Annotated in this window: 1 protein-coding gene; it reads left to right on the forward strand. The window is 49.3% G+C overall.

The genetic code is table 11. The features are described from left to right. The first annotated feature begins 2 nt into the window (after positions 1-2). Positions 3-23237, forward strand: a complete 23235-nt coding sequence (locus C7R94_RS08885) for a non-ribosomal peptide synthetase (RefSeq protein ID WP_106780147.1) — start codon at positions 3-5, stop codon at positions 23235-23237. Positions 23238-23241 lie beyond the last annotated feature (4 nt).

The raw sequence follows: 23241 nt of genomic DNA on the forward strand, positions 1-23241 counted from the left end.
AAATGTACCTCAGGAGGAGAGTAGACGTGTCAAGTAAAAAGATCGCCAATATATATCCGTTATCTCCCATGCAAGAGGGAATGTTATTTCATTCCCTCCTGGACGAAGGAACAGAGTCCTATTTTGAACAACTGCGCTTTACCATTAGAGGATTCATCGATCCAGCTATTCTCGAACAAAGCTTAAACGCGCTGATCGAGCGACACGATATTCTCCGAACCGTCTTTATCCTTGAGAAGGTTCAGAAGCCGCGACAAATTGTACTCAAGGAAAGAAAGACAAACGTTCAGGTGATAGATATCACACACCTCCATGAAGATGAGAAAGCTGTCTTTTTGGAGGACTTTGCGAAAAGAGAACGTCAGAGAAACTTTGATTTGGCAAAAGATGTGCTCATTCGCCTCACTCTTGTCCAAACCTCTTCTGACACGTATACACTAATCTGGAATCACCATCACATTTTGCTCGACGGCTGGTGCATTCCAATTGTGTTACATGACTTTTTCCAAATCTATCAACAATTAAAAGACGAGCGACCAGTAAATCTTGGCCAAGTTTATCCGTACAGCAAGTACATTAGCTGGTTAGGGGAACAGGATGCAGAAGAGGCAAAAGTCAACTGGTCACGGTATTTAAGCGGCTATGAACCCAGCACATTTATTCAAAAGCAGGGTACCGGAATCAAATACAATCAAGCTGAGCTGGTCTTTACAATTGGTCAGTCGTTGACGAGCGACTTGAATCATATCGCAAGACAATTGCAAGTAACTGTAAACAATCTCTTTCGTACAATCTGGGGTCTCATGCTGCAGCGCCAAAACAATAGCGATGACGTTGTATTCGGATCGGTTGTCTCTGGCCGTCCAATCGAAATCCCGAACGTCGAGCAGATGGTTGGACTTTTCATCAATACCGTACCTATCCGTGTTCAGATGAGAGATAATCAAACATTTACTGATCTGGTGAAACAAATACAAGAAGAGTCGAGCTCGCTGGAAAAATATCATTATCTTTCCCTCGCGGACATCCAGAAAAATCAACAACTAATCGATCATATTATTCTGTTCCAAAACTATCCGATGGGCGCAGAGCTTTTGACCCGTCTGAACCAATATAACCAAGAATTCACTCTCACTGATCTGCATGCCTTTGAACAAACCAACTACGACCTAAACATAATGGTCACCTCAGACGATACCCTCACTGTTACGTATTTATACAATGCATCCGTTTTTACGGAAGATCAGCTCCAACACCTCAATCAGCAACTCACTACTATCATGATGCAAGTGACAAAAACACCGGATATCCTTTTGAAAAATATAGAAGTGGTCAATTCCGAAGAGAAGCACCTTCAGCTCCATATTTTTAATGATACATATCGCAATTATCCTGTTGATTATTTGATTCACCAGATTTTTGAAGAGCGTGCAGAGAAACAACCACACCTCATTGCCCTAGTCATGGGAGAGCAAAAGCTTACTTATCGTGAGGTAAACGAAAAGGTAAATCAACTTGCTACATTTTTACGTGCAAAAGGGGTCGGACCAGAAAGAATTGTCGGATTGCTAACAGAACGCTCAGCGGAAATGATCATTGCCATTCTTGCGATTTTTAAAGCAGGTGGAGCATATTTACCAATCGACCCGGCTCATCCGAAGGAACGTATCGAATACATTTTACAGGATAGTGGCAGTGTGCTGCTTCTAACCCAAAAACGCTTTTTAGAGACCATTGATTTTGCTGATCGGATCTTTGATTTAGAAGCCGAAGAGCTTTATCAAGGAGCACCAGGCAATCTTGTGAATGTAGCCCAAACGAGTAACCTTGCATACGTCATCTACACATCGGGTTCGACAGGCAAACCGAAAGGCGTCATGATCGAGCATGCGAGTCTATTGAATCAAATCTTTGCACTGCAAGAGAAATATCCGCTACAAGAAGAAGATGCGTTTTTGTTAAAAACGACCTATACCTTTGACGTATCTGTCGCAGAAATCTTCGGCTGGATTCTTGGCAACGGCAGACTGGTGATTCTCGAACCAGGCGCGGAGAAAGAACCTGACAAAATTTGGGAAACCATCGTAAATTATGACGTAACTCATGTCAATTTTGTTCCATCTATGCTCATTCCATTTGTCGAGTATCTCGAGGGGCGAAAAGAGAGAAACTGCCTGCGATACATCATGGCTGCCGGGGAAGCAATGCCGAATGATCTGGCACCAAAAGTATATCAAGTATTGCCAGAAGTGAAAGTGGAGAACATCTATGGTCCGACAGAAGCTACCATTTATGCTTCCTGCTACTCACTCACGGTAGACATGAAAGAAAATCCTGTGCCCATTGGAAAGCCATTGGCCAACTATCAAATGCATATCGTCAATCAGCATGGTCAATTACAGCCAATTGGGGTTCCTGGCGAACTATGCATTGCCGGAGCTGGATTGGCGAGGGGATATTTAAATAATGAAGAATTGACGAACGAAAAGTTTGTTCCCCATCCGTTTGAAGCAGGCAAACGCATGTACCGTACAGGCGACCTGGCTCGTTATCGCAAGGATGGAAACATTGAATACCTCGGACGCATCGACCATCAAGTGAAAATTCGTGGCTTCCGGATTGAGTTGAACGAAATTCGTAGCCGGTTGATCGAAGAAGAATCAATTCGTGATGCAGTCGTAGTGGCCCAAACAGATCATAACCAACAAGCGTATCTATGCGCCTATATTATCGCTGATCAGATGTGGACTGTTGCCTCATTACGCACACTGCTTCGGCAATCGCTGCCAGATTACATGGTTCCGTCTCATTTTATTCAAATGGAAGAGTTCCCGCTGACCTCGAGCGGCAAAATTGATCGCAGGGCTTTGCCGCTCCCAGATGGCAATGTGCAAACAGGCAACGCGTACAGTGCGCCACGCAATCCGATTGAGGAATTGCTCGCCCGGATTTGGGAGGAGGTTCTTGGCGTATCAAAAGTCGGGATCCACGATAACTTTTTCGAATTGGGCGGGCATTCGCTTTTAGCAACACAATTACTGTCCCGTACATCCAAAGTATTTCAGACCCAGCTTCAGATGCGTGAGATTTTTACCTATCAGACGGTAGCAGAATTGGCTGAACGTATTCAATTCATTCGTCAAGGTGCTGAGCCGATAAAGCAAAGCCCGATCAAACCGCTTTCATTGGACAGTTCTCAAGAGTTACCACTGTCTTACGCGCAACAACGTCTATGGTTCCTTGATCGACTGATCCCGAATAGCGCCATGTACAACATTCCAGTTGGATTCCATCTGCGTGGTGCGGTTGATACGAATGTAATGGAACGTGCTTTGAATGAAATCATCAAACGGCATGAATCACTTCGAACAACGGTTAAAGACATAGAAGGACGAGCGATTCAAGTCATTCATACAAATGTACATTTGTCACTTCCTGTTATCGACCTGTGCGACATGCCGGCAGCGGAAAAAGACGCCGTATGGAAGAATATGGTGGAAGAAGATGGCTCGACGCCATTTCAACTGGATCAATGGCCGTTGATGCGAGCAGCGTTGATTCGACTGGAGGAACAAGAGTCCGTTCTCTGGATAAATATGCATCACATCATCTCAGACGGTTGGTCCATGGATGTATTGGTGAACGAGCTAAGCACAATCTATGAAGCATTTGTCAAAGAGGCAGAAGTACCGCTTGCTGATTTACCGATTCAATATCGAGATTACGCCATCTGGCAACGAGAAAAAGGGCAAGACAATGCATGGGAGCAGCAGCTCAGCTATTGGAAAAAGAAGCTAGGCCAGAGTGAGCCACTTTTGCCACTTCCGACCGATCGTCCACGGTCAGTCGTGCAAAGCTATCGCGGTGACAATTATTCTTTCTACGTGCCGAGTGAAGTTGGGCAAAAGCTACGCGAGCTCGGACGACAAGAAGGCGCGACACTGTTCATGACGCTCTTAGCGGCATTCAAGCACTTCATATACCGTTATACGCATACCACAGATATTCTGATCGGCACACCTGTTGCGGGACGCAATCGTCAGGAAATTGAAAACCTGATCGGATTCTTTGTCAACATGCTGGTTCTTCGAATGGACCTCTCAAACGATCCTACATTTGTTGAGCTGTTGCGACGTGTTCGTGAGACGGCATTTGATGCTTTTGCCAATCAGGATATTCCTTTTGAAAAATTGGTCGATGAATTACAAATTGAGCGCAGCCTCAGCTACTCGCCGCTATTCCAGGTACTTTTCTCCGTACAGGGAATGTCAACGGGGGTACGTAAAGGCGAGACGATATCGATTACACCTAAAGAGGTCAATCTCAATAAGATGACCAAATTTGATTTGACTCTCACCATGATTGAGGACGAGGATTACGGACTCAAGGGTGTGTTTGAATATAGTACAGATTTATTTGATCGTACGACGATTGAGCGCATGGCAGAGCATTTCCGCAATCTTTTGCAAGCTGTTGCGACCAATCCAGCGCAGAAAATAACGGAAGTTGAATTGTTAGGCGATGGGGAGCGAGATCAGCTACTCGTCGGTTGGAATGAGACTGAGGTTGATTATTCCCGCGATCTTTGTGTGCACGAACTAGTAGCCCAGATCGCACAAGAGTTGCCTGATCAGATTGCAGCTTCGGGTGAGCAAGGCACAATAACCTATGCAGACCTGGATGCGAAGGCTAATCAGCTCGCTCATGTCTTGCTAGAACAAGGGATTGGCTCGGAAGACTTGGTAGGAATCTGCGTAGAGCGTTCCATCGAGATGTTGATCGGTCAACTCGCGATTCTCAAAGCAGGTGCCGCTTATGTGCCGATGGACCCTGCATACCCGCAAGAACGACTCGCTTATATGATCAAGAACTCACAGATGTCTTTGGTCTTAACCCAAGAGCGGTTGGTAGGTGCATTACCAGAAGGCGCTGCAACTCTCCTTTGCTTGGATCGAGACTGGCATGAAATGGCGAAGATGAGTTCAGTTGCGCCAGCGGTTACGACCAAAGCAGAACAACTCGCCTATGTCATCTATACATCAGGTTCTACAGGAACGCCAAAGGGTGTGGAGATTGAGCACGGATCACTCTTGAATCTAGTCAATTGGCATCAACGAGCTTACAACGTAATCGCTGGGGATCGTGCATCGCAAATAGCAGGTACAGCTTTTGATGCTTCCGTGTGGGAGATTTGGCCGTATTTGACGGCGGGTGCTGCGATTTGCCTGCCGCCGGAAGAGATTCGTCTCGTACCGGAAAAACTGCGTGACTGGATAGTCGAATCAGGCATCACAGTAAGCTTTTTACCAACACCCTTGGCAGAGAGTCTGCTTACGTTGAATTGGCCAGCCGAATCAGCATTGCGCTATATGTTGACGGGTGGTGATACTTTGCACCAGTACCCGTCTGCGAATGTGCCGTTTACGCTGGTAAACCAATATGGCCCAACAGAAAATACCGTAGTTGCTACCGCAGGCATCGTACCCGTGCAGGGAGAACGAGAAGCGGCTCCTTCCATTGGACGTCCCATCGACAATGTATCTGTCTATGTACTCGACGCAAGAAGAAATCCTGTGCCTGTAGGAGTTGTCGGGGAGCTTTACATCGCGGGAAAAAGCTTGGCGCGCGGCTATCTGAACCGTCCTGACCTGACGGAAGCCAGCTTTGTTCCTAATCCGTTCTCTACAAATGAAGGGGCAAGGATGTATCGCACTGGCGACTTGGTTCGATATTTGGCAGATGGAAATTTAGAATTTATTGGACGCGCAGATGATCAAGTGAGCATTCGCGGATTCAGGGTTGAACTGGGTGAAATAGAGTCGGCTTTGTATGCGCATGCGGCAGTCTCGGAAGCGGTGGTGATCGTCAGGGAAGATCTGACCCCTGGAGTGAAACGACTGGTGGCTTATGCCGTGCTTCACGAGGGAGAAGAGGTACAGACGAATGAATTGCGTCAGTCTTTGAAAGATAGACTTCCAGACTACATGGTGCCATCTGCCATCATACTGATGGCTGCCCTGCCTCTCACTCCAAATGGAAAAGTAGATCGACGTGCTTTACCGGTACCCGATGCCCTGCGAGCTCAATGGGAAGATTCATTTGTTGCCCCACAAACGGAAATAGAACACAAGCTGGCCGAAATCTGGCAAGGAGTTCTGGGTGTGGATTCAATCGGGATACACGATAACTTTTTCGAACTGGGCGGCGACTCGATTCTAACCATTCAGATCGTGGCGCGTGCCAATCAGGCGGGTATCCGATTTACACCAAAGCACTTGTTTGACTCTCAAACATTGGCAGAATTGGCTGCAAGTGTCGTTGTTCTTGAGGATGCACCACAAGTGCATATGGAGCAGGGGATTGTGACAGGCGAATTGCCTCTGACACCTATTCAGACGTGGTTCTTTGAACAGGACATTTGCCAGGTCAACTACTGGAATCAATCAGTCATGCTTGCTGTGCGTGAAGAAATGGATGCGAGTCTGTTGGCAAAAGCTTTTGCGACGATTCTTGCTCACCATGATGCCTTGCGCCTGCGTTTTCGGAACGTTAACGGAAAATGGGAGCAATATCATGATGGCGTATCGGATGAGGACGTATTTCAGGTAGTCGATTTGACGACGGCTGTACTTGAAGCGGACATCGAGGAGCAAATGCAAGCCATTGCGGACGAGCTGCAGGAAAGTATGGATATCGAAAAAGGACCATTGCTTCGTGCTGCATACTTCCAATGCGGGAACAAACAGCGTCTGTTCATCGCGATTCATCATCTGGCTGTCGATGGTGTCTCTTGGCGAATTATTCTGGAAGACTTGCAAACGGCCTATCAACAATTGACAGAGTTGCAACAGTTGCATTTGCCTCAGAAGACGACTTCTTTCAAGCGATGGTCGGAACAGTTGACACAGTACGCTCAGCAAAGCGTAGTCGACGAATACTGGACGAAACTGGATACAAGTCGTGTACTCAAAGTGCCTGTTGACCATCCGGAGGGAAAGAACACAGAAAGTCTCGCCGTACAACTAAAGGTAAAGCTGGGCGTGGACGAGACTCGTGCCTTGTTGCAGGAGGTACCAGCCGCTTACCGCACTCAAATTAACGATGTGTTACTCGGTGCTTTGATCCGAGCCTATAACAACTGGACGGGGCAAAAAACACTCTATGTATCAGTTGAGGGACACGGGCGTGAAGAGATCATCGACGGCGTGGACATTTCTCGTACAGTAGGCTGGTTCACAAGCATGTACCCGGTCTTGCTGGAAATGGAGCCAAAGACGCCTTGGGGTTCCCTGATAAAATCAGTTAAAGAACAATTGCGCTCGATTCCTGACAAAGGGATTGGCTACGGCATTCATCGTTATTTAAGCAAAGATGAACAAACGATAAATACTCTAAAAGCTTATCCGCAACCTGATATTAGCTTCAATTATTTAGGACAATTTGATCAGGATCAAACGGCTGATGCTTCCTTATTCCAAATCATTCCGAACTGGTCAGCATCCAATCTCAGCAAGGATGAAGCCCGGCTCCATAAGCTTGATTTCCAGAGCATGGTGGCGGGAGATCAGTTAGAAATGACCTGGACGTACAGCGGCGATATGTACGAACAACGAACGATTGAAGAGCTTGCTCGTGACTATGTGCAATCATTGCAAGCAATCATTGCCCATTGTCGCTCTGAAGAGGCAGGTGGCTACACACCTTCCGATTTCCCGTTGTCGGAGTTGGATCAACAAAGCCTCGACAAGTTCATTGGGAACAATCGTCTGATCGAGAGCATTTACACGCTCACCCCGTTACAAGAGGGGATGCTGTTCCACTCCCTTTATGAGCAAGCAGGCGGGGATTACGTCGTTCAACTGGTTGTGAATTTGGATCATTTGAATGTGTCGCTGTTTTCAGAAGCATGGCAAAAAGTTGTCGAGCGACATGCAATCCTCCGAACCTCCTTCTTATGGAGCGGATTAGAGAAACCGCATCAGGTTGTTCATACAAAAGTAAAAGCACATATCGAACAACTGGACTGGAGTCACTTACCGAAAGAAAAGCAAGAAGCTCACTTACAAACCTATCTCGAACAAGATCGCAAGCTAGGCTTTGATCTCGCTCAACCGCCACTGATGCGTTGGTCGTTGATTCGACTAGATTCGAAAACCAGTCAGCTCGTTTGGAGCTTTCACCATATGTTGTTGGATGGTTGGAGTACACCGATCGTGTTAAATGATTGGCTGGCATTCTATCGGGCATCCGTTGATGGTATTGAAGCAAAACTGCCAGTCGTCCCTCCGTTTTCCTCTTATATTGCTTGGTTAAAGCAGCAGAGTCTTGAGGCATCAGAGCAGTATTGGCGAAATCATCTGCGGGGCTTCCGCATACCAACTCCTCTTAGCATGGGGAAACCGGGTGGAACGGTTGTTCAACAAAAAGAATACGCAGATCAAATGATTCTTTTGTCTAAGGAAACAACTGCGAGTCTGCAAGCTTTTGCCCGTAGACATCAACTGACGATGAATACGCTAGTCCAAGGTGCGTGGGCGTTGATTTTAAGCCGTTACGCAGGTGAGTCGGAAGTGGTATTTGGGACAACCAACCTGGGACGTCCAACAGATTTGCGTGGAGTGGACTCTATGGTGGGGCTGTTTATCAACACGCTGCCTGTTCGCGTGCTTTTCTCGGAACAATTGACGGTGATCGACTGGCTACAGAACATCCAACAGGAACAGAGTGAGATTCGTCAGTACGAGTTTACACCGCTTGTTGACATTCAAAGCTGGAGCGAAGTGCCGCTCGGACAGGCGTTGTTTGACAGTATACTCGTTTTCGAGAACTACATGTCTGGTACGAAAACACAGACTAATACAGACATGTCGCTAAACGCAATCAAAGCAGTTGAGCAGACGAACTATCCATTGACATTGGTCGCGGCGCCTGGAGAAGAGCTATCGCTCAAGCTGATTTATGAAACAAATCGATTCGAGCGTACCACCATGGATAAGGTATTGGCTCAATTGATCAAAGTATTAGAATCAATGATGGCTCAGCCTACGGACCATCTCTCTGCCATTTCATTCATCACCGACGAGGAACGCCATAAGCTGTTAATGGAATGGAACGCAACGGAAACGGAATATGCTCGTGACGCGGTAATGCATCAGCTATTTGAAGCACAAGTAGTCGCAACACCGGATGCAGAGGCTCTAATCGTCGGAGAAGAAAGACTGACGTACGCAGAGCTGAACCGACGAGCAAACCAGGTAGCGCACTATCTGCGGGCGCAAGGGATCGGCCCTGAGGTCTTGGTGGCTGTTCTCATGGAACGTACGACTGAGATGATCGTAGCGATGATGGGAATTCTCAAAGCTGGCGGCGCGTATGTCCCGATTGATCCCGCGTATCCACAGGAGAGAATCGGCTATACGTTGGAGGATTCGCAAGCGGCGATTCTGTTGACCCAGGAAAGCCTGATGTCCATGCTGCCTGAGCATACCGCACAAGTGATCTGCCTGGATCGAGACTGGGAGGCTATCGCAGAGCATAGCGAAGAGAACCTGCCAAATTTGGCGCTACCAACGAACCTTTCCTATGTCATTTACACCTCGGGCTCGACAGGTCTACCCAAAGGGGTAGCGATTCAGCACAGCAGTGTCATTGCCTTCATCGCGTGGGCGAAAACGGTCTTTTCCGCTGAAGAAATGAGTGGGGTACTCGCCTCCACTTCTATCTGCTTCGATCTGTCTGTCTATGAAATATTCGTGACTTTAGCCTACGGCGGGAAAGTCATCTTGGCGGACAACGCCTTGCATTTGCCGAGCCTGCCAGCAGTCAATGAAGTGACATTGATTAATACCGTTCCATCTGCTGCCAAAGAACTGGTGCGGATGAACGCGATCCCGCCGACGGTACGAGTGGTCAACCTTGCTGGAGAGCCACTGCCAAACACCTTGGCGCAAAGTCTATACGCACTAGAGCATGTGGAAAAAGTCTTCAATCTCTATGGTCCTTCTGAAGATACGACGTACTCCACATATGTACAGGTCACCAAAGGCGCCACGTCAGAACCGACGATTGGCCGTCCATTGTCCAACACGCAAGCGTATATCCTCGATGCCAACCTGCAGCCTGTACCGTTGGGCTTACCTGGGGAACTGTATCTTGGCGGGGAAGGATTGGCGCGTGGGTACCTAAATCGCCCCGAGCTGACAGCAGAACGATTCTTGTCCAATCCATTCCACGCTGACCCGCATGCACGGATGTATAGCACCGGCGACTTGGTTCGTTATCTCCCAGATGGACAAATCGAGTATTTGGGACGGATTGACCATCAGGTGAAGATTCGCGGCTACCGGATCGAGTTAGGAGAGTTGGAGGCTGTCCTTCGCACCCATCCGGCTGTCAAGGAAGCCGTGGTGATGGCAAGAGAAGACAAGCTAGGCGACAAACGTCTGGCGGCGTATATGACGACAAAAGAGGAAAGTAATGAAGAGGGCACTGACATAGCGGTCTGGGCAAAAGCAAAACTGCCGGAATTTATGGTTCCATCTGTCTTTGTCTGGCTGGACGCTATGCCGCTCACACCGAATGGCAAGATCGACCGGAAGCAGCTGCCAGAACCGGAGTGGGGGCAGATAGCTTCTACCCAAGAGTATGTAGCGCCACGCAACCAAACAGAGGAGCTGGTCGCCACAATCTGGTCGCAAGTGCTAGGCATTGAAAAAGTTGGAGTTCATGATAACTTCTTCGAGCTGGGCGGGCATTCTCTCTTAGCGACACGGGTCATTTCCCGTCTTCGTGACACCTTTGCAGGAGAAGTACCGATCCGGACTCTTTTCGAAAACCCTACCATTGCAAAACTGTCCGAAGCACTCGGAAGCTTTTTGCAAGAAACATCAGGAGCTTCGATCGTACCTGTTTCACGGGAAGGTCATCTGCCATTGTCGTTTGCGCAGCAGCGCCTGTGGTTCCTGGATCGTCTGATGCCAGACAGCGCCTTGTACAATATCCCGTCCGCGATGTGCTTGCATGGGGATCTGGATATAGAGGCTTGGAACAAGAGCTTGCAGGTTCTGATCCAGCGCCACGAAAGCTTACGGACAACCTTTGACCACGTGGACGGACAAGCAGTACAAATCATTCATCCTTATCAAGAGCAGTCCGTGCGTGTAATCGACTTGCGGGACCTACCAGCGGACGAGAGTGAAGCAGAAACACAGCGTCTGGCAGGAATAGAGGCAGCTACGCCATTCAACCTGAGCGAAGGTCCGCTGTTCCGTACCACCTTGATTCGCATAAGCGAACAAGAGGCCGTCTTCTTATTTAACATGCACCATATCATTTTCGATGGCTGGTCTATTGGTATTTTCATCAAAGAAATGAGAGCACTGTACGAAGCATTTGTTCACGGCAAAGAACCTGTATTGGACGATTTGAAATTACAGTACGCCGATTACGCTGTATGGCAACGGAAGTGGATGGAAGAAGATGTGCTTACGCAACAGCTAGCGTACTGGAAAGAAAAGCTAGTCGATGCGGAACCACTATTGGCTTTGCCGACAGATCGTCCGCGTCCATCCGTTCAAAGCCATGCTGGCGCGATGTATACCTTTACGCTTCCAGCTGAACTGTTAGCAAAATTGAGTAAGCTCAGCCGTGAAGAAGGTTCGACGCTGTTTATGACCTTGCTGGCTGGCTTCCAAACTTTGCTCTACCGCTACAGCGGACAGGAAGACATCCTCGTCGGAAGCCCGGTTGCAGGACGAAATCGGGAGGAGACCGAGTCGCTCATTGGTTTCTTCGTTAATACATTGGTGCTCCGTACGGACATGTCAGGGGAACCGACATTCCGTGACTTGCTGGCAAAAGTGAAGGAGACGGCACTGGAAGCCTATGCCCATCAGGACCTTCCGTTTGAAAAATTGGTCGATGAACTAGCGCTAGAGCGTAGTCTCAGCTACTCGCCGCTGTTCCAAGTGATGTTTGTCCTCCAAAACTTCCAGCTAGATTTAGACGAACAGGCTGGTATTCGAGTTTCGGAATTCGATATGGACAAGCACCTCGTCACCGCCAAGTTCGACCTGACGTTGACCATGGCAGAAAAACAAAACGGATTAATCGCAACGTTTGAGTACAACACAGCACTGTTTGATGAGACGACGATTGTGCGCATGTCACAGCACTTCCATCACTTACTCGAAGCCATCATTCAAATGCCGGAGCAGACCATTAGCCAATTGCCGTTTTTGCCTCAGGCAGAACGCGAGCAGCTGCTGGTGGAATGGAACGACACCACGACGGCTTACCCACGGGATCAACGCGTGGATCAATTGTTCCAGCAGACCGCGATGCTTTACCCAAATCGCATTGCAGTGGTAGCGGGAGACCAAAGTCTCACTTACTCCCAGTTAGAGACACGAGCCAACCAAGTAGCCAACTACCTGCAAAAACAGGGCGTTCGCGCCGGTTCACTCGTCGGTATCTGCGTGAAGCGTTCGCTCGAAATGCTGATCGGGGTGCTCGGGATTCTCAAAGCTGGTGGGGCTTATGTACCGCTCGATTCGGATTATCCGAAAGAACGTCTGGCATACATGATGAACGACGCTCACGTCACTGTTTTGCTCACGCAGGAGCAGCTTCTATCATCACTCCCTTCTGGAGAGCATACCGTACTTTGTCTGGATCGCGACTGGGCGATGATTGCCGAAGAAAGTGAGCAGGCACCTGACATTGACACCACAGCGGAAAGTCTCGCTTACGTGATCTACACCTCTGGTTCTACCGGGTTGCCAAAGGGAACGCTTGTCATCCATCGCGGCATTGTCCGTCTCGTCAAAGAAACCGACTACGTGACGATCACCGAGCAGGACGTTTTCCTACAAGCATCGACAGTATCGTTCGATGCGGCGACCTTTGAGATTTGGGGCAGCTTGCTGAATGGGGCACAGCTGGTGCTGATGCCGCCTGATCTGCCTTCCTTGGAAGAACTGGGACAAACCATTCAGACGCACAAGGTTACGACGCTTTGGCTGACGGCAGGACTGTTCACTCTGATGGTGGATCATCACAAAGAGTACCTGACGGGGGTTCGGCAACTGCTCGTTGGCGGAGATGTCGTCTCGGTTCCTCACGTAAGAAAAGCGTTGGAAATCGAAGGACTCACGATTATCAACGGGTACGGTCCAACGGAGAACACGACATTCACCTGCTGCTATCCGGTTACGGAGTTGCCAGAGACGATCATTTCTTTTCCGATTGGCCGTCCGATCAAGAATACGACTGTGTACGTACTGGATCGTAAAATGCAGCCCGTCCCGATTGGCGTAACAGGTGAACTGTACATCGGCGGAGATGGTCTAGCGCAAGGATATTTGAATCGTCCTGATTTGACGGAAGAACGCTTTGTACCAAACCCGTTCTCAACCAATCCGCAGGCACGACTTTATCGGACGGGTGACCTGGTTCGTTACCTGCCAGATGGTCTTATCGAATTCATCGGACGAATCGACAATCAGGTGAAAATTCGCGGATTCCGCATCGAGCTAAGTGAAGTAGAGGCAGTTTTAGCCAAGCATCCTGCTCTTGTCGCATCCGTCGTCATTGTCCGCGAAGATGAACCGGGCAAGAAACAGCTCGTCGCTTATGCGGTCAAGAAAGCCGAGCAAGATGTTGACATAGCCGAACTTCGCCAACACTTTAAAGCACATGTGCCAGATTATATGGTGCCAACTGCTTTTGTCATGCTGGATGATTTGCCGCTAACGCCAAACGGGAAAGTAGACCGTCGGGCCCTGCCAAAACCTGACTATGCGAGCAAAAGTGATGAGCACTACGTTGCACCACATACCTTGATCGAGCGCAAATTGTCGGAGATTTGGCAAGACGTTCTCAGAATCGAAGAAATTAGTATCAACTCCAACTTCTTCGAACTCGGAGGAGACTCGATTCTGAGTATCCAGATCGTCTCTCGGGCGAACCAAGCAGGGATTCGTCTTACACCTAAACAGATCTTTGAAAACCAAACAATCTCTGAACTGGCAGCTCTCGTTTCAACGACTGGAAACGAGGAAAGTGCTATTCAACTGGCGGACCAAGGGCTCGTGACCGGAAATGTGTTGCTTACGCCAATCCAGAAGTGGTTCTTTGCCGCAAATCAACCGTCTATCCATCACTGGAATCAATCCTTCTTGTTGACAGTCGAAGAACCGGTTGATACGAGCGCATTGGAGCGTGCCATTACCGAGTTGCTTACACATCACGATGCTTTGCGCATGCGTTATACCAATAACGACGGTATATGGTCACAACACATCGAGGGCTTGGGCGAACCTGTACCTTTCCATTTGGTTGATTTGTCTGGCATCTCACCAGAGGAACAATTCGCGCGATTGGAAGAAATTGCAGACGAGAAGCAGGCGAGTCTGAACATCACAGAAGGCCCGATGTTGCGAGCTGTGTACTTCCACCTTGGAAACGAACGCGCGGGACGACTCCTGCTCGTTATTCATCACTTGGTAGTGGACGGGGTATCCTGGCGCATTTTGCTGGAAGACTTGCAGTTGGCCTATAAGCAAGCTCTAAATGCTCAGGAAGTGCACCTCCCGTCAAAAACGACCTCGTTTAAAGCATGGGCTGAACAATTACATGCTTACGCCAAGTCTGATTCACTTGAAAAGGAAAAAGCCTTTTGGGCAAATCAAGCGTATGAAGTGGATCTACTTCCTGTCGACCGTACGTATGATCCAGCTCAAAACACCGAGGCATCGACGAAACAGATTACACTTACCCTGACCGCCGAAGAGACGCGCAACTTGCTTCACGAAACGCTCCCTTCCTATCGTCTGCAAATCAATGACGTATTGCTTGCTTCCTTGGCAAAAGCGTTGAATCGATGGACAGGAAAAGCGAAGATGGTTGTCACTCTGGAAGGACATGGACGCGAGGAGATAATCGAGGGAGCAGATTTATCCCATACGGTTGGCTGGTTCACAAGTATGTACCCGATACAGATTTCTATCGAGCAAGAAAAACATTGGGGGCATACGCTGAAGGCAGTCAAGGAACAGCTCCGCCAGATTCCAAATAAGGGTGTTGGCTATGGAATTTTGCGCTATCTAAGTGATGATCTCGAACTACAACACCAACTGAGCGCCCAACCGAAACCGCAGATCAGCTTCAACTACCTCGGGCAATTTGATCAGACGGTGGCGCTTTCCTCTACGTTTGGCATAGCGTCTGAATGCAGTGGAGCCAATCTTGCCCCTGATTCGATACGAGAGAACTTGCTCGATATCATTAGTGCGGTTTCAGGAGATCAGCTACACGTCACCTGGTTGTACAACGAAAACATCCATGATGAACAGACGATTGCGGCGGTTGCTGATGATTACATGGAAGCACTGCGGGAGATTATGTCTTACACGCAATCGGCAGAAGAAATAGGCTACACACCGTCAGACTTCCCGCTGGCTAATCTAGATCAGCAGTCTATCGACAAATACATCGCTTCGGATCGTCTGATCGAAAGTGTATACTCGCTGACCCCACTGCAAGAGGGGATGCTGTTTCACTCTCTGTATGAACAAGAGGGCGGAGATTATGTTGTACAGTTCCTCATGACAGTGCGAGATATTAGCTTGGAAGCATTCGAGCAAGCATGGCAGAAAACAGTCGACCGTCATTCGATTCTTCGTACCTCCTTTATCTGGGAAGGCTTGGAACAACCGCATCAAATCGTCCGAAAACAAGTAAAAGTAAGCGTGGAAAAGATCGACCTACGCCATGTGGATGCCGATAAGCAGGAAGCTGAAATCCAATCGTACATGGAAAAAGACCGGGTGCGAAACTTCCAGTTTAATCAGACGCCATTAATGCGTTGGACACTATTTTGCACGAACGATAATACGTATCGCTTCTTATGGAGCTTCCATCATATCTTGCTAGATGGCTGGAGTATGCCACTTGTCTTGCATGATTGGCAGGCAAGTTATCAAGCCATCTATAAAGGTGAAGAAGAAAAATTAGAAGCAGGCCAACCATTCAGTCGCTATATCGCATGGCTCCATAAGCAAGATAAACAAGTTGCGGAGCGCTATTGGCGCGAGCAGTTAAAAGGCTTCTACGAATCAACGCCTCTTGCTATGGGAAAAGCAGGCAGTCATGCCGTACAGCCTAAAGCCTACAGAGATCGAACCGTTTCCTTATCCAAGGAGGTAACGGCCCACTTGCAAGCTTTTGCGCGCAAGCAGCAGTTGACGTTAAATACGCTGGTGCAAGGGGCATGGGCACTCATCCTCAGCGGTTACAGCGGATTAGACGATGTTGTCTTTGGAACGACAGTTTCTGGTCGTCCAGCTGAGCTGCCAGGAGTGGAAAACATGGTAGGACTCTTTATTAATACGCTACCTGTCCGCGTCATGTTTGACCCAAGCCAAACGATTCAGGAATGGTTACAACACTTGCAAAACACACAATTAGACATCCGTCAGTACGAATACACACCACTTGTAGACGTCCAAGGCTGGAGCGAGGTTCCACATGGCCAATCGTTGTTCGATAGTATTCTCGTTTTTGAGAACTACTTGAATAGCACAAGTGAGGAATCAGATTCCGGAGTGGTGCTGAGTGAAGTCCAAGCAGTGGAGCAAACCAATTACCCATTGACATTGGTGGCGGCTCCCGGAGATGAACTTGCTCTCAAATTGATCTATGAGCAAGGACGTTTTGATACAGAAGTGATTGTGAAAGTATTGGAACAGATGTCCCAGGTTCTACATGCCTTAACGGCTCAAGCGGATCAGCCGTTGACTACTCTTTCATTCATCACAGACGAGGAACGCCACAAGCTGTTAGTGGAATGGAACGCAACGCAAACGGAATATGCTCGTGACGCGGTAATGCACCAGCTATTTGAAGCGCAAGTAGTCGCCACACCGGATGCTGAGGCTTTAATTGTCGGAGAAGAAAGACTGACGTACGCGGAGCTGAACCGCCGAGCAAACCAGGTGGCGCACTATCTGCGGGCGCAAGGGATCGGCCCAGAGGTCTTGGTCGCTGTTCTCATGGAACGTACGACTGAGATGATCGTAGCGATGATGGGAATTCTCAAAGCTGGCGGCGCGTATGTCCCGATTGATCCCGCGTATCCACAGGAGAGAATCGGCTATACGTTGGAGGATTCGCAAGCGGCGATCCTGTTGACCCAAGGTAGCCTGTTATCCATGCTGCCTGAGCATACCGCACAAGTCATCTGCCTGGATCGTGACTGGGAGGCTATCGCGGAGCAAAGTGAAGAGAACCTGCTTAATCTGGTGGAGCCAACGAATCTTTCCTATGTCATATACACCTCGGGCTCAACAGGTCTGCCCAAAGGGGTAGCGATTCAGCACAGCAGTGTCATTGCCTTCATCGCGTGGGCGAAAACCGTCTTTTCCGCTGAAGAAATGAGTGGGGTGCTCGCCTCCACTTCTATCTGCTTCGATTTGTCTGTCTATGAAATATTCGTGACTTTATCCTACGGCGGGAAAGTCATCTTGGCGGACAACGCCTTGCATTTGCCGAGCTTGCCAGCAGTCAATGAAGTGACATTGATTAATACCGTTCCATCTGCGGCCAAAGAACTGGTGCGGATGAACGCGATCCCGTCGACGGTACGAGTGGTCAACCTGGCTGGAGAGCCACTGCCAAACACCTTGGCACAAAGTCTATACGCATTGGAGCATGTGGAAAAAGTCTTCAATCTCTATGGTCCGTCTGAAGATACGACGTACTCCACGTATGTACAGGTCAGCAAAGGCGCCACGTCAGAACCGACGATTGGCCGTCCATTGTCCAACACGCAAGCGTATATTCTCGATGCCAACCTGCAGCCTGTACCGTTGGGCTTACCTGGGGAACTGTATCTTGGCGGTGAAGGATTGGCGCGCGGGTATCTGAATCGCCCCGAGCTGACAGCAGAACGATTCTTGTCCATTCCATTCCACGCTGACCCGCATGCACGGATGTACAGCACCGGCGACTTGGTCCGTTATCTCCCGGATGGACAAATCGAGTATTTGGGTCGGATTGACCATCAGGTGAAGATTCGCGGCTACCGGATCGAGTTGGGAGAGTTGGAGGCTGTCCTTCGCACCCATCCGACTGTGAAGGAAGCCGTGGTGATGGCAAGAGAAGACCAGCTTGGTGATAAACGTCTGGCGGCGTATGTGACGACAAAAGAAGAACATAGCGAAGATACCACTCACTTAGCGGTCTGGGCAAAAGCAAAACTGCCGGAATTTATGGTTCCATCTGTCTTTGTCTGGCTGGACGCTATGCCGCTCACGCCGAACGGAAAGATCGACCGGAAGCAGCTGCCAGAACCGGAGTGGGGGCAGATAGCTTCTACCCAGGAGTATGTAGCGCCACGCAACCAAACAGAGGAGCTGGTCGCCACAATCTGGTCGCAAGTCCTAGGCATTGAAAAAGTTGGAGTTCATGATAACTTCTTCGAGCTGGGCGGGCATTCTCTCTTAGCGACACGGGTCATTTCCCGTCTTCGTGACACTTTTGCAGGAGAAGTACCGATCCGGACTCTTTTCGAAAACCCAACCGTTGCAGAACTGTCCGAAGCAATCGGAAGCTTTTTGCAAGACACAACAGGAGCTTCGATCCTACCTGTTTCGCGGGAAGGTCATCTGCCATTGTCGTTTGCGCAGCAGCGCCTGTGGTTCCTGGATCGTCTGATGCCAGACAGCGCTTTGTACAACATCCCGTCCGCGATGCGCTTGCACGGGGATCTGGATATCGAGGCGTGGAACAAGAGCTTGCAGGTTCTGATCCAGCGCCACGAAAGCTTGCGGACAACCTTTGACCACGTGGACGGACAAGCAGTACAAATCATTCATCCTTATCAAGAGCAGTCCATGCGTGTAATCGACTTGCGGGACCTACCAGCGGACGAGTGCGAAGCAGAAACACAGCGTTTGGCAGGAATAGAGGCAGCTACGCCATTCAACCTGAGCGCAGGTCCGTTGTTCCGTACCACCTTGATTCGCATAAACGAACAAGAAACGGTCTTCCTTTTGAACATGCATCACATCATCTCTGACGGCTGGTCGATGGGAGTGTTCATTCGCGAATGGTTCACCTCCTACGAAACGATTAGCCAAAACGACCTACCAGCATTGGTTGATTTGCCTGTACAGTATGCGGACTACGCGGCTTGGCAACGCGAGTGGCTCCAGGGTTCGGTATTAGACGAACAGCTTTCGTACTGGAGTGAAAAATTAAGTGGTGCGGAACCGCTTCTCGCCTTGCCGACAGACCGTTCACGTCCTGCTGTACAAACGTACGAGGGAGCGATTTATTCAACGACGCTCGCAGGTGATCTTCTCGACAAATTACAAACACTTAGCCGTAAAGAAGAATCGACGCTGTTCATGACCTTGCTGGCTGGCTTCCAAACTTTGCTCTACCGTTACAGTGGACAGGAAGACATCCTCGTCGGAAGCCCTGTCGCAGGACGCAATAGACAAGAAACGGAACAATTGATTGGATTCTTCATTAATACATTGGTGCTCCGTACGGATTTGTCAGGGGAACCGACATTCCGTGACTTGCTGGCAAGAGTGAAGAAGACGGCACTAGAAGCTTATGCTCATCAGGACCTTCCGTTTGAAAAATTGGTCGATGAACTGGCGTTGGAGCGTAGTCTCAGCTACTCGCCGCTGTTCCAAGTGATGTTTGTCCTCCAAAACTTCCAGCTAGATTTAGACGAACAGGCTGGTATTCGCGTATCGGAATTCGACATGGACAAGCACCTCGTCACCGCCAAATACGACCTGACATTGACGATGGCAGAAAAACCAAACGGATTGATCGCAACATTTGAGTACAATACAGCACTGTTCGATGAAACGACAATTGTGAGAATGTCACAGCACTTCCATCACTTACTCGAAGCCATCGTTCAAATGCCGGAGCAGACCATTAGCCAATTGCCGTTTTTGCCTCAGGCAGAACGGGAGCAGCTGCTGGTGGAATGGAACGACACCACGACTGCTTACCCACGGGATCAACGCGTGGATCAATTGTTCCAGCAGACTGCGATGCGTTACCCGGATCGTATTGCAGTGGTAGCAGGAGGCCAGAGGCTTACCTACTCCCAATTAGAGACACGAGCCAACCAAGTAGCCAACTACCTGCAAAAACAGGGCGTTCGCGCCGGTTCACTCGTCGGTATCTGCGTGAAGCGTTCGCTCGAAATGCTGATCGGAGTGCTCGGGATTCTCAAAGCTGGTGGGGCTTATGTACCGCTCGATTCGGATTATCCGAAAGAACGTCTGGCATACATGATGGATGACGCTCACGTCACTGTTTTGCTTACGCAGGAGCAGCTTCTACCGTCACTCCCTTCTGGAGAGCATACCGTGATTTGTCTGGATCGCGACTGGGCGATGATTGCCGAAGAAAGTGAACAGGCACCTGACATTGACACCACAGCGGAAAGTCTCGCTTACGTGATCTACACCTCTGGGTCTACTGGGTTGCCAAAAGGAACGCTTGTCATCCATCGAGGCATTGTCCGTCTCGTGAAAGAAACCGACTACGTGACGATTACAGAGCAGGACGTTTTCCTGCAAGCATCAACCGTATCATTCGACGCGGCGACCTTTGAGATTTGGGGCAGCTTGCTGAATGGGGCACAGCTGGTGCTGATGCCGCCTGATCTGCCTTCACTGGAAGAACTGGGACAAGCCATTCAGACGCACAAGGTTACGACCCTTTGGCTGACGGCAGGACTGTTCACCCTGATGGTGGATCATCACAAAGAGCACCTGACGGGAGTTCGACAACTGCTCGTTGGCGGAGATGTCGTCTCGGTTCCTCACGTAAGAAAAGCGTTAGAAATCGAAGGACTCACGGTTATCAACGGGTACGGTCCAACGGAGAACACGACATTCACCTGCTGCTATCCGGTCACGGAGTTGCCAGAGACGATCAGTTCTTTCCCGATTGGCCGTCCTATCAAGAATACAACTGTGTACGTACTAGATAGCAACATGCAGCCCGTCCCGATTGGCGTAACAGGTGAACTGTACATCGGCGGAGATGGTCTGGCGCAAGGATATTTGCATCGTCCTGATTTGACGGAAGAACGCTTTGTACCAAACCCGTTCTCAACCGATCCGCAGGCACGACTTTATCGGACGGGTGACCTGGTTCGTTACCTGCCAGATGGTCTTATCGAATTCATCGGCCGAATCGACAATCAGGTAAAAATCCGCGGATTCCGCATCGAGCTGAGTGAAGTAGAGGCAGTTTTAGCCAAGCATCCTGCTCTTGCCGCATCGGTTGTCATTGTCCGCGAAGATGAACCGGGCAAGAAACAGCTCGTCGCTTATGCGGTCAAGCAAGCCGAGCAAGATGTTGACACTGCCGAGCTTCGCCAACACTTCAAAGCACATGTTCCGGATTATATGGTGCCTTCCGCTTTCGTCATGCTGGATGAATTGCCGCTAACGCCAAACGGGAAAGTGGACAGAAAAGCACTTCCAGTCCCTGTCTATGATCGCAGCCAAGATGTTGATTTGTTTACAGAGGCTACCAACCTCATCGAACAAAAACTGGCGGAAATCTGGTGCGGCGTTCTGCGAATGGATCGCATCGGCATTCACGATAACTTCTTTGAGCTTGGGGGCGACTCCATCCTCAGCATTCAAATCGTTGCGCGTGCAAACAAAGCTGGCATCCATCTAACTCCGAAGAATCTTTTTGACCATCAAACGATTGCAGAGTTAGCAAAGGTTGCGGGCCACAGCACGAAAATGGAAGCAGAGCAAGGAATGATAACAGGCGAAGCTCCACTATTGCCGATCCAAAAATGGTTCTTCGAGCAAGAGCAACCAACACCACATCACTGGAACCAATCGATGCTCCTGCAAGTCAACGAACAATTGGACGAAGAGCATCTGGAGCAAGCCATTACCCATCTGCTCGCTCACCACGACGCGCTCCGCCTGCGTTATACCTACACAGATGGAGAGTGGAGGCAGACACACGCAGAAGTCGAATCGGAAGCTTTGCTCATCGTGGAGGATCTTAGCATGACCTCGCCAGCTCAGCACATGAGAAGGATCGAAAAACTTTCACACCAAGCACAAGCGAGCCTAGATTTGGAAAACGGACCGATCATGAAGATCGTCTATTTCGATCTCGGGTATGATCGACCGGGCCGTTTGCTGATTGTCATCCACCATTTGGCAGTAGACGGCGTTTCATGGCGAGTTCTGATCGAAGACTTGCAAACGGCATATAGGCAGGCTGCCGAGGGAACAGAGATTCAATTGCCAGCAAAAACAACCTCCTACAAGGCATGGGCAGTAAAAATGAATGAGTACGCATCTTCTGAACGCATTGCCGCTGAAAAGGAGTACTGGATAGCTGCAGCAGACGAGATGGTGTCAACTACACCGCCAATCCATGACGCTGAGTTGAACACAGAAGGAAACTGCCGGACGATTACGATTGCAATGGAGGAAGAAGAGACAGAAACCTTGCTGCAGAAAGTACCGTCCCGTTACCGCGTGCAAATCAATGATGTTCTATTGACCGCGCTAGCATTGGCACACGCCAAATGGACGGGAGAACAAGCCCTGTTAGTCAACCTGGAAGGTCACGGTCGTGAAGAATTGTTCTCGGAGGTAGATCTCTCCCGCACGGTCGGCTGGTTTACGTCCATGTATCCACTCCTGATTCGACTGGATCAGAACATGTCTCAGGAAAATGCGCTGGTAAGAGTCAAAGAGAAGCTTCAACAAATTCCGAACAAAGGCCTTGGATACGGCATTCTGCGCTACCTGACGAAAGATACCGAGGTGTCCGAAAAGCTAGCGGCGATTCCGCAACCACCGATTAGCTTTAACTATCTGGGACAATTCAACCAGGCGGGAGAAGGAGATTCCCTGTTTGGATTTGCGGAAGGAGAAAGAGGCTCCAACATCAGTCCGGATAACAGAAGGGCTCATCTGATTGATGTGGTAGGGGCTGTCACAGGTGGCAAGCTGAACCTCAGCTTCCTTTACAGCGAGACATTGCATAGCGAAGCGAGCATTGAGACTTTCGCTCGTCATTTCACGGAAATCCTGCGTTCACTGATACAAGCGGAGAAACAAAGCTATCGAGCCGAAGACTTCGAGGATGCAGACTTGAGTCAGGCGGCGTTAAACAAGGTTCTCTCCAAGCTGAAGAAAAGAAAGGGGAATTAATCCA

Source organism: Brevibacillus sp. NRRL NRS-603, assembly GCF_003013445.1.
Taxonomy (GTDB): Bacteria; Bacillota; Bacilli; order Brevibacillales; family Brevibacillaceae; genus Brevibacillus; species Brevibacillus formosus.

What these genes read in the sequence shown, in the direction of transcription:
- C7R94_RS08885 (WP_106780147.1), top strand. Translation starts at nt 3, where the DNA reads ATGTACCTCAGGAGGAGAGTAGACGTGTCAAGTAAAAAGATCGCCAAT.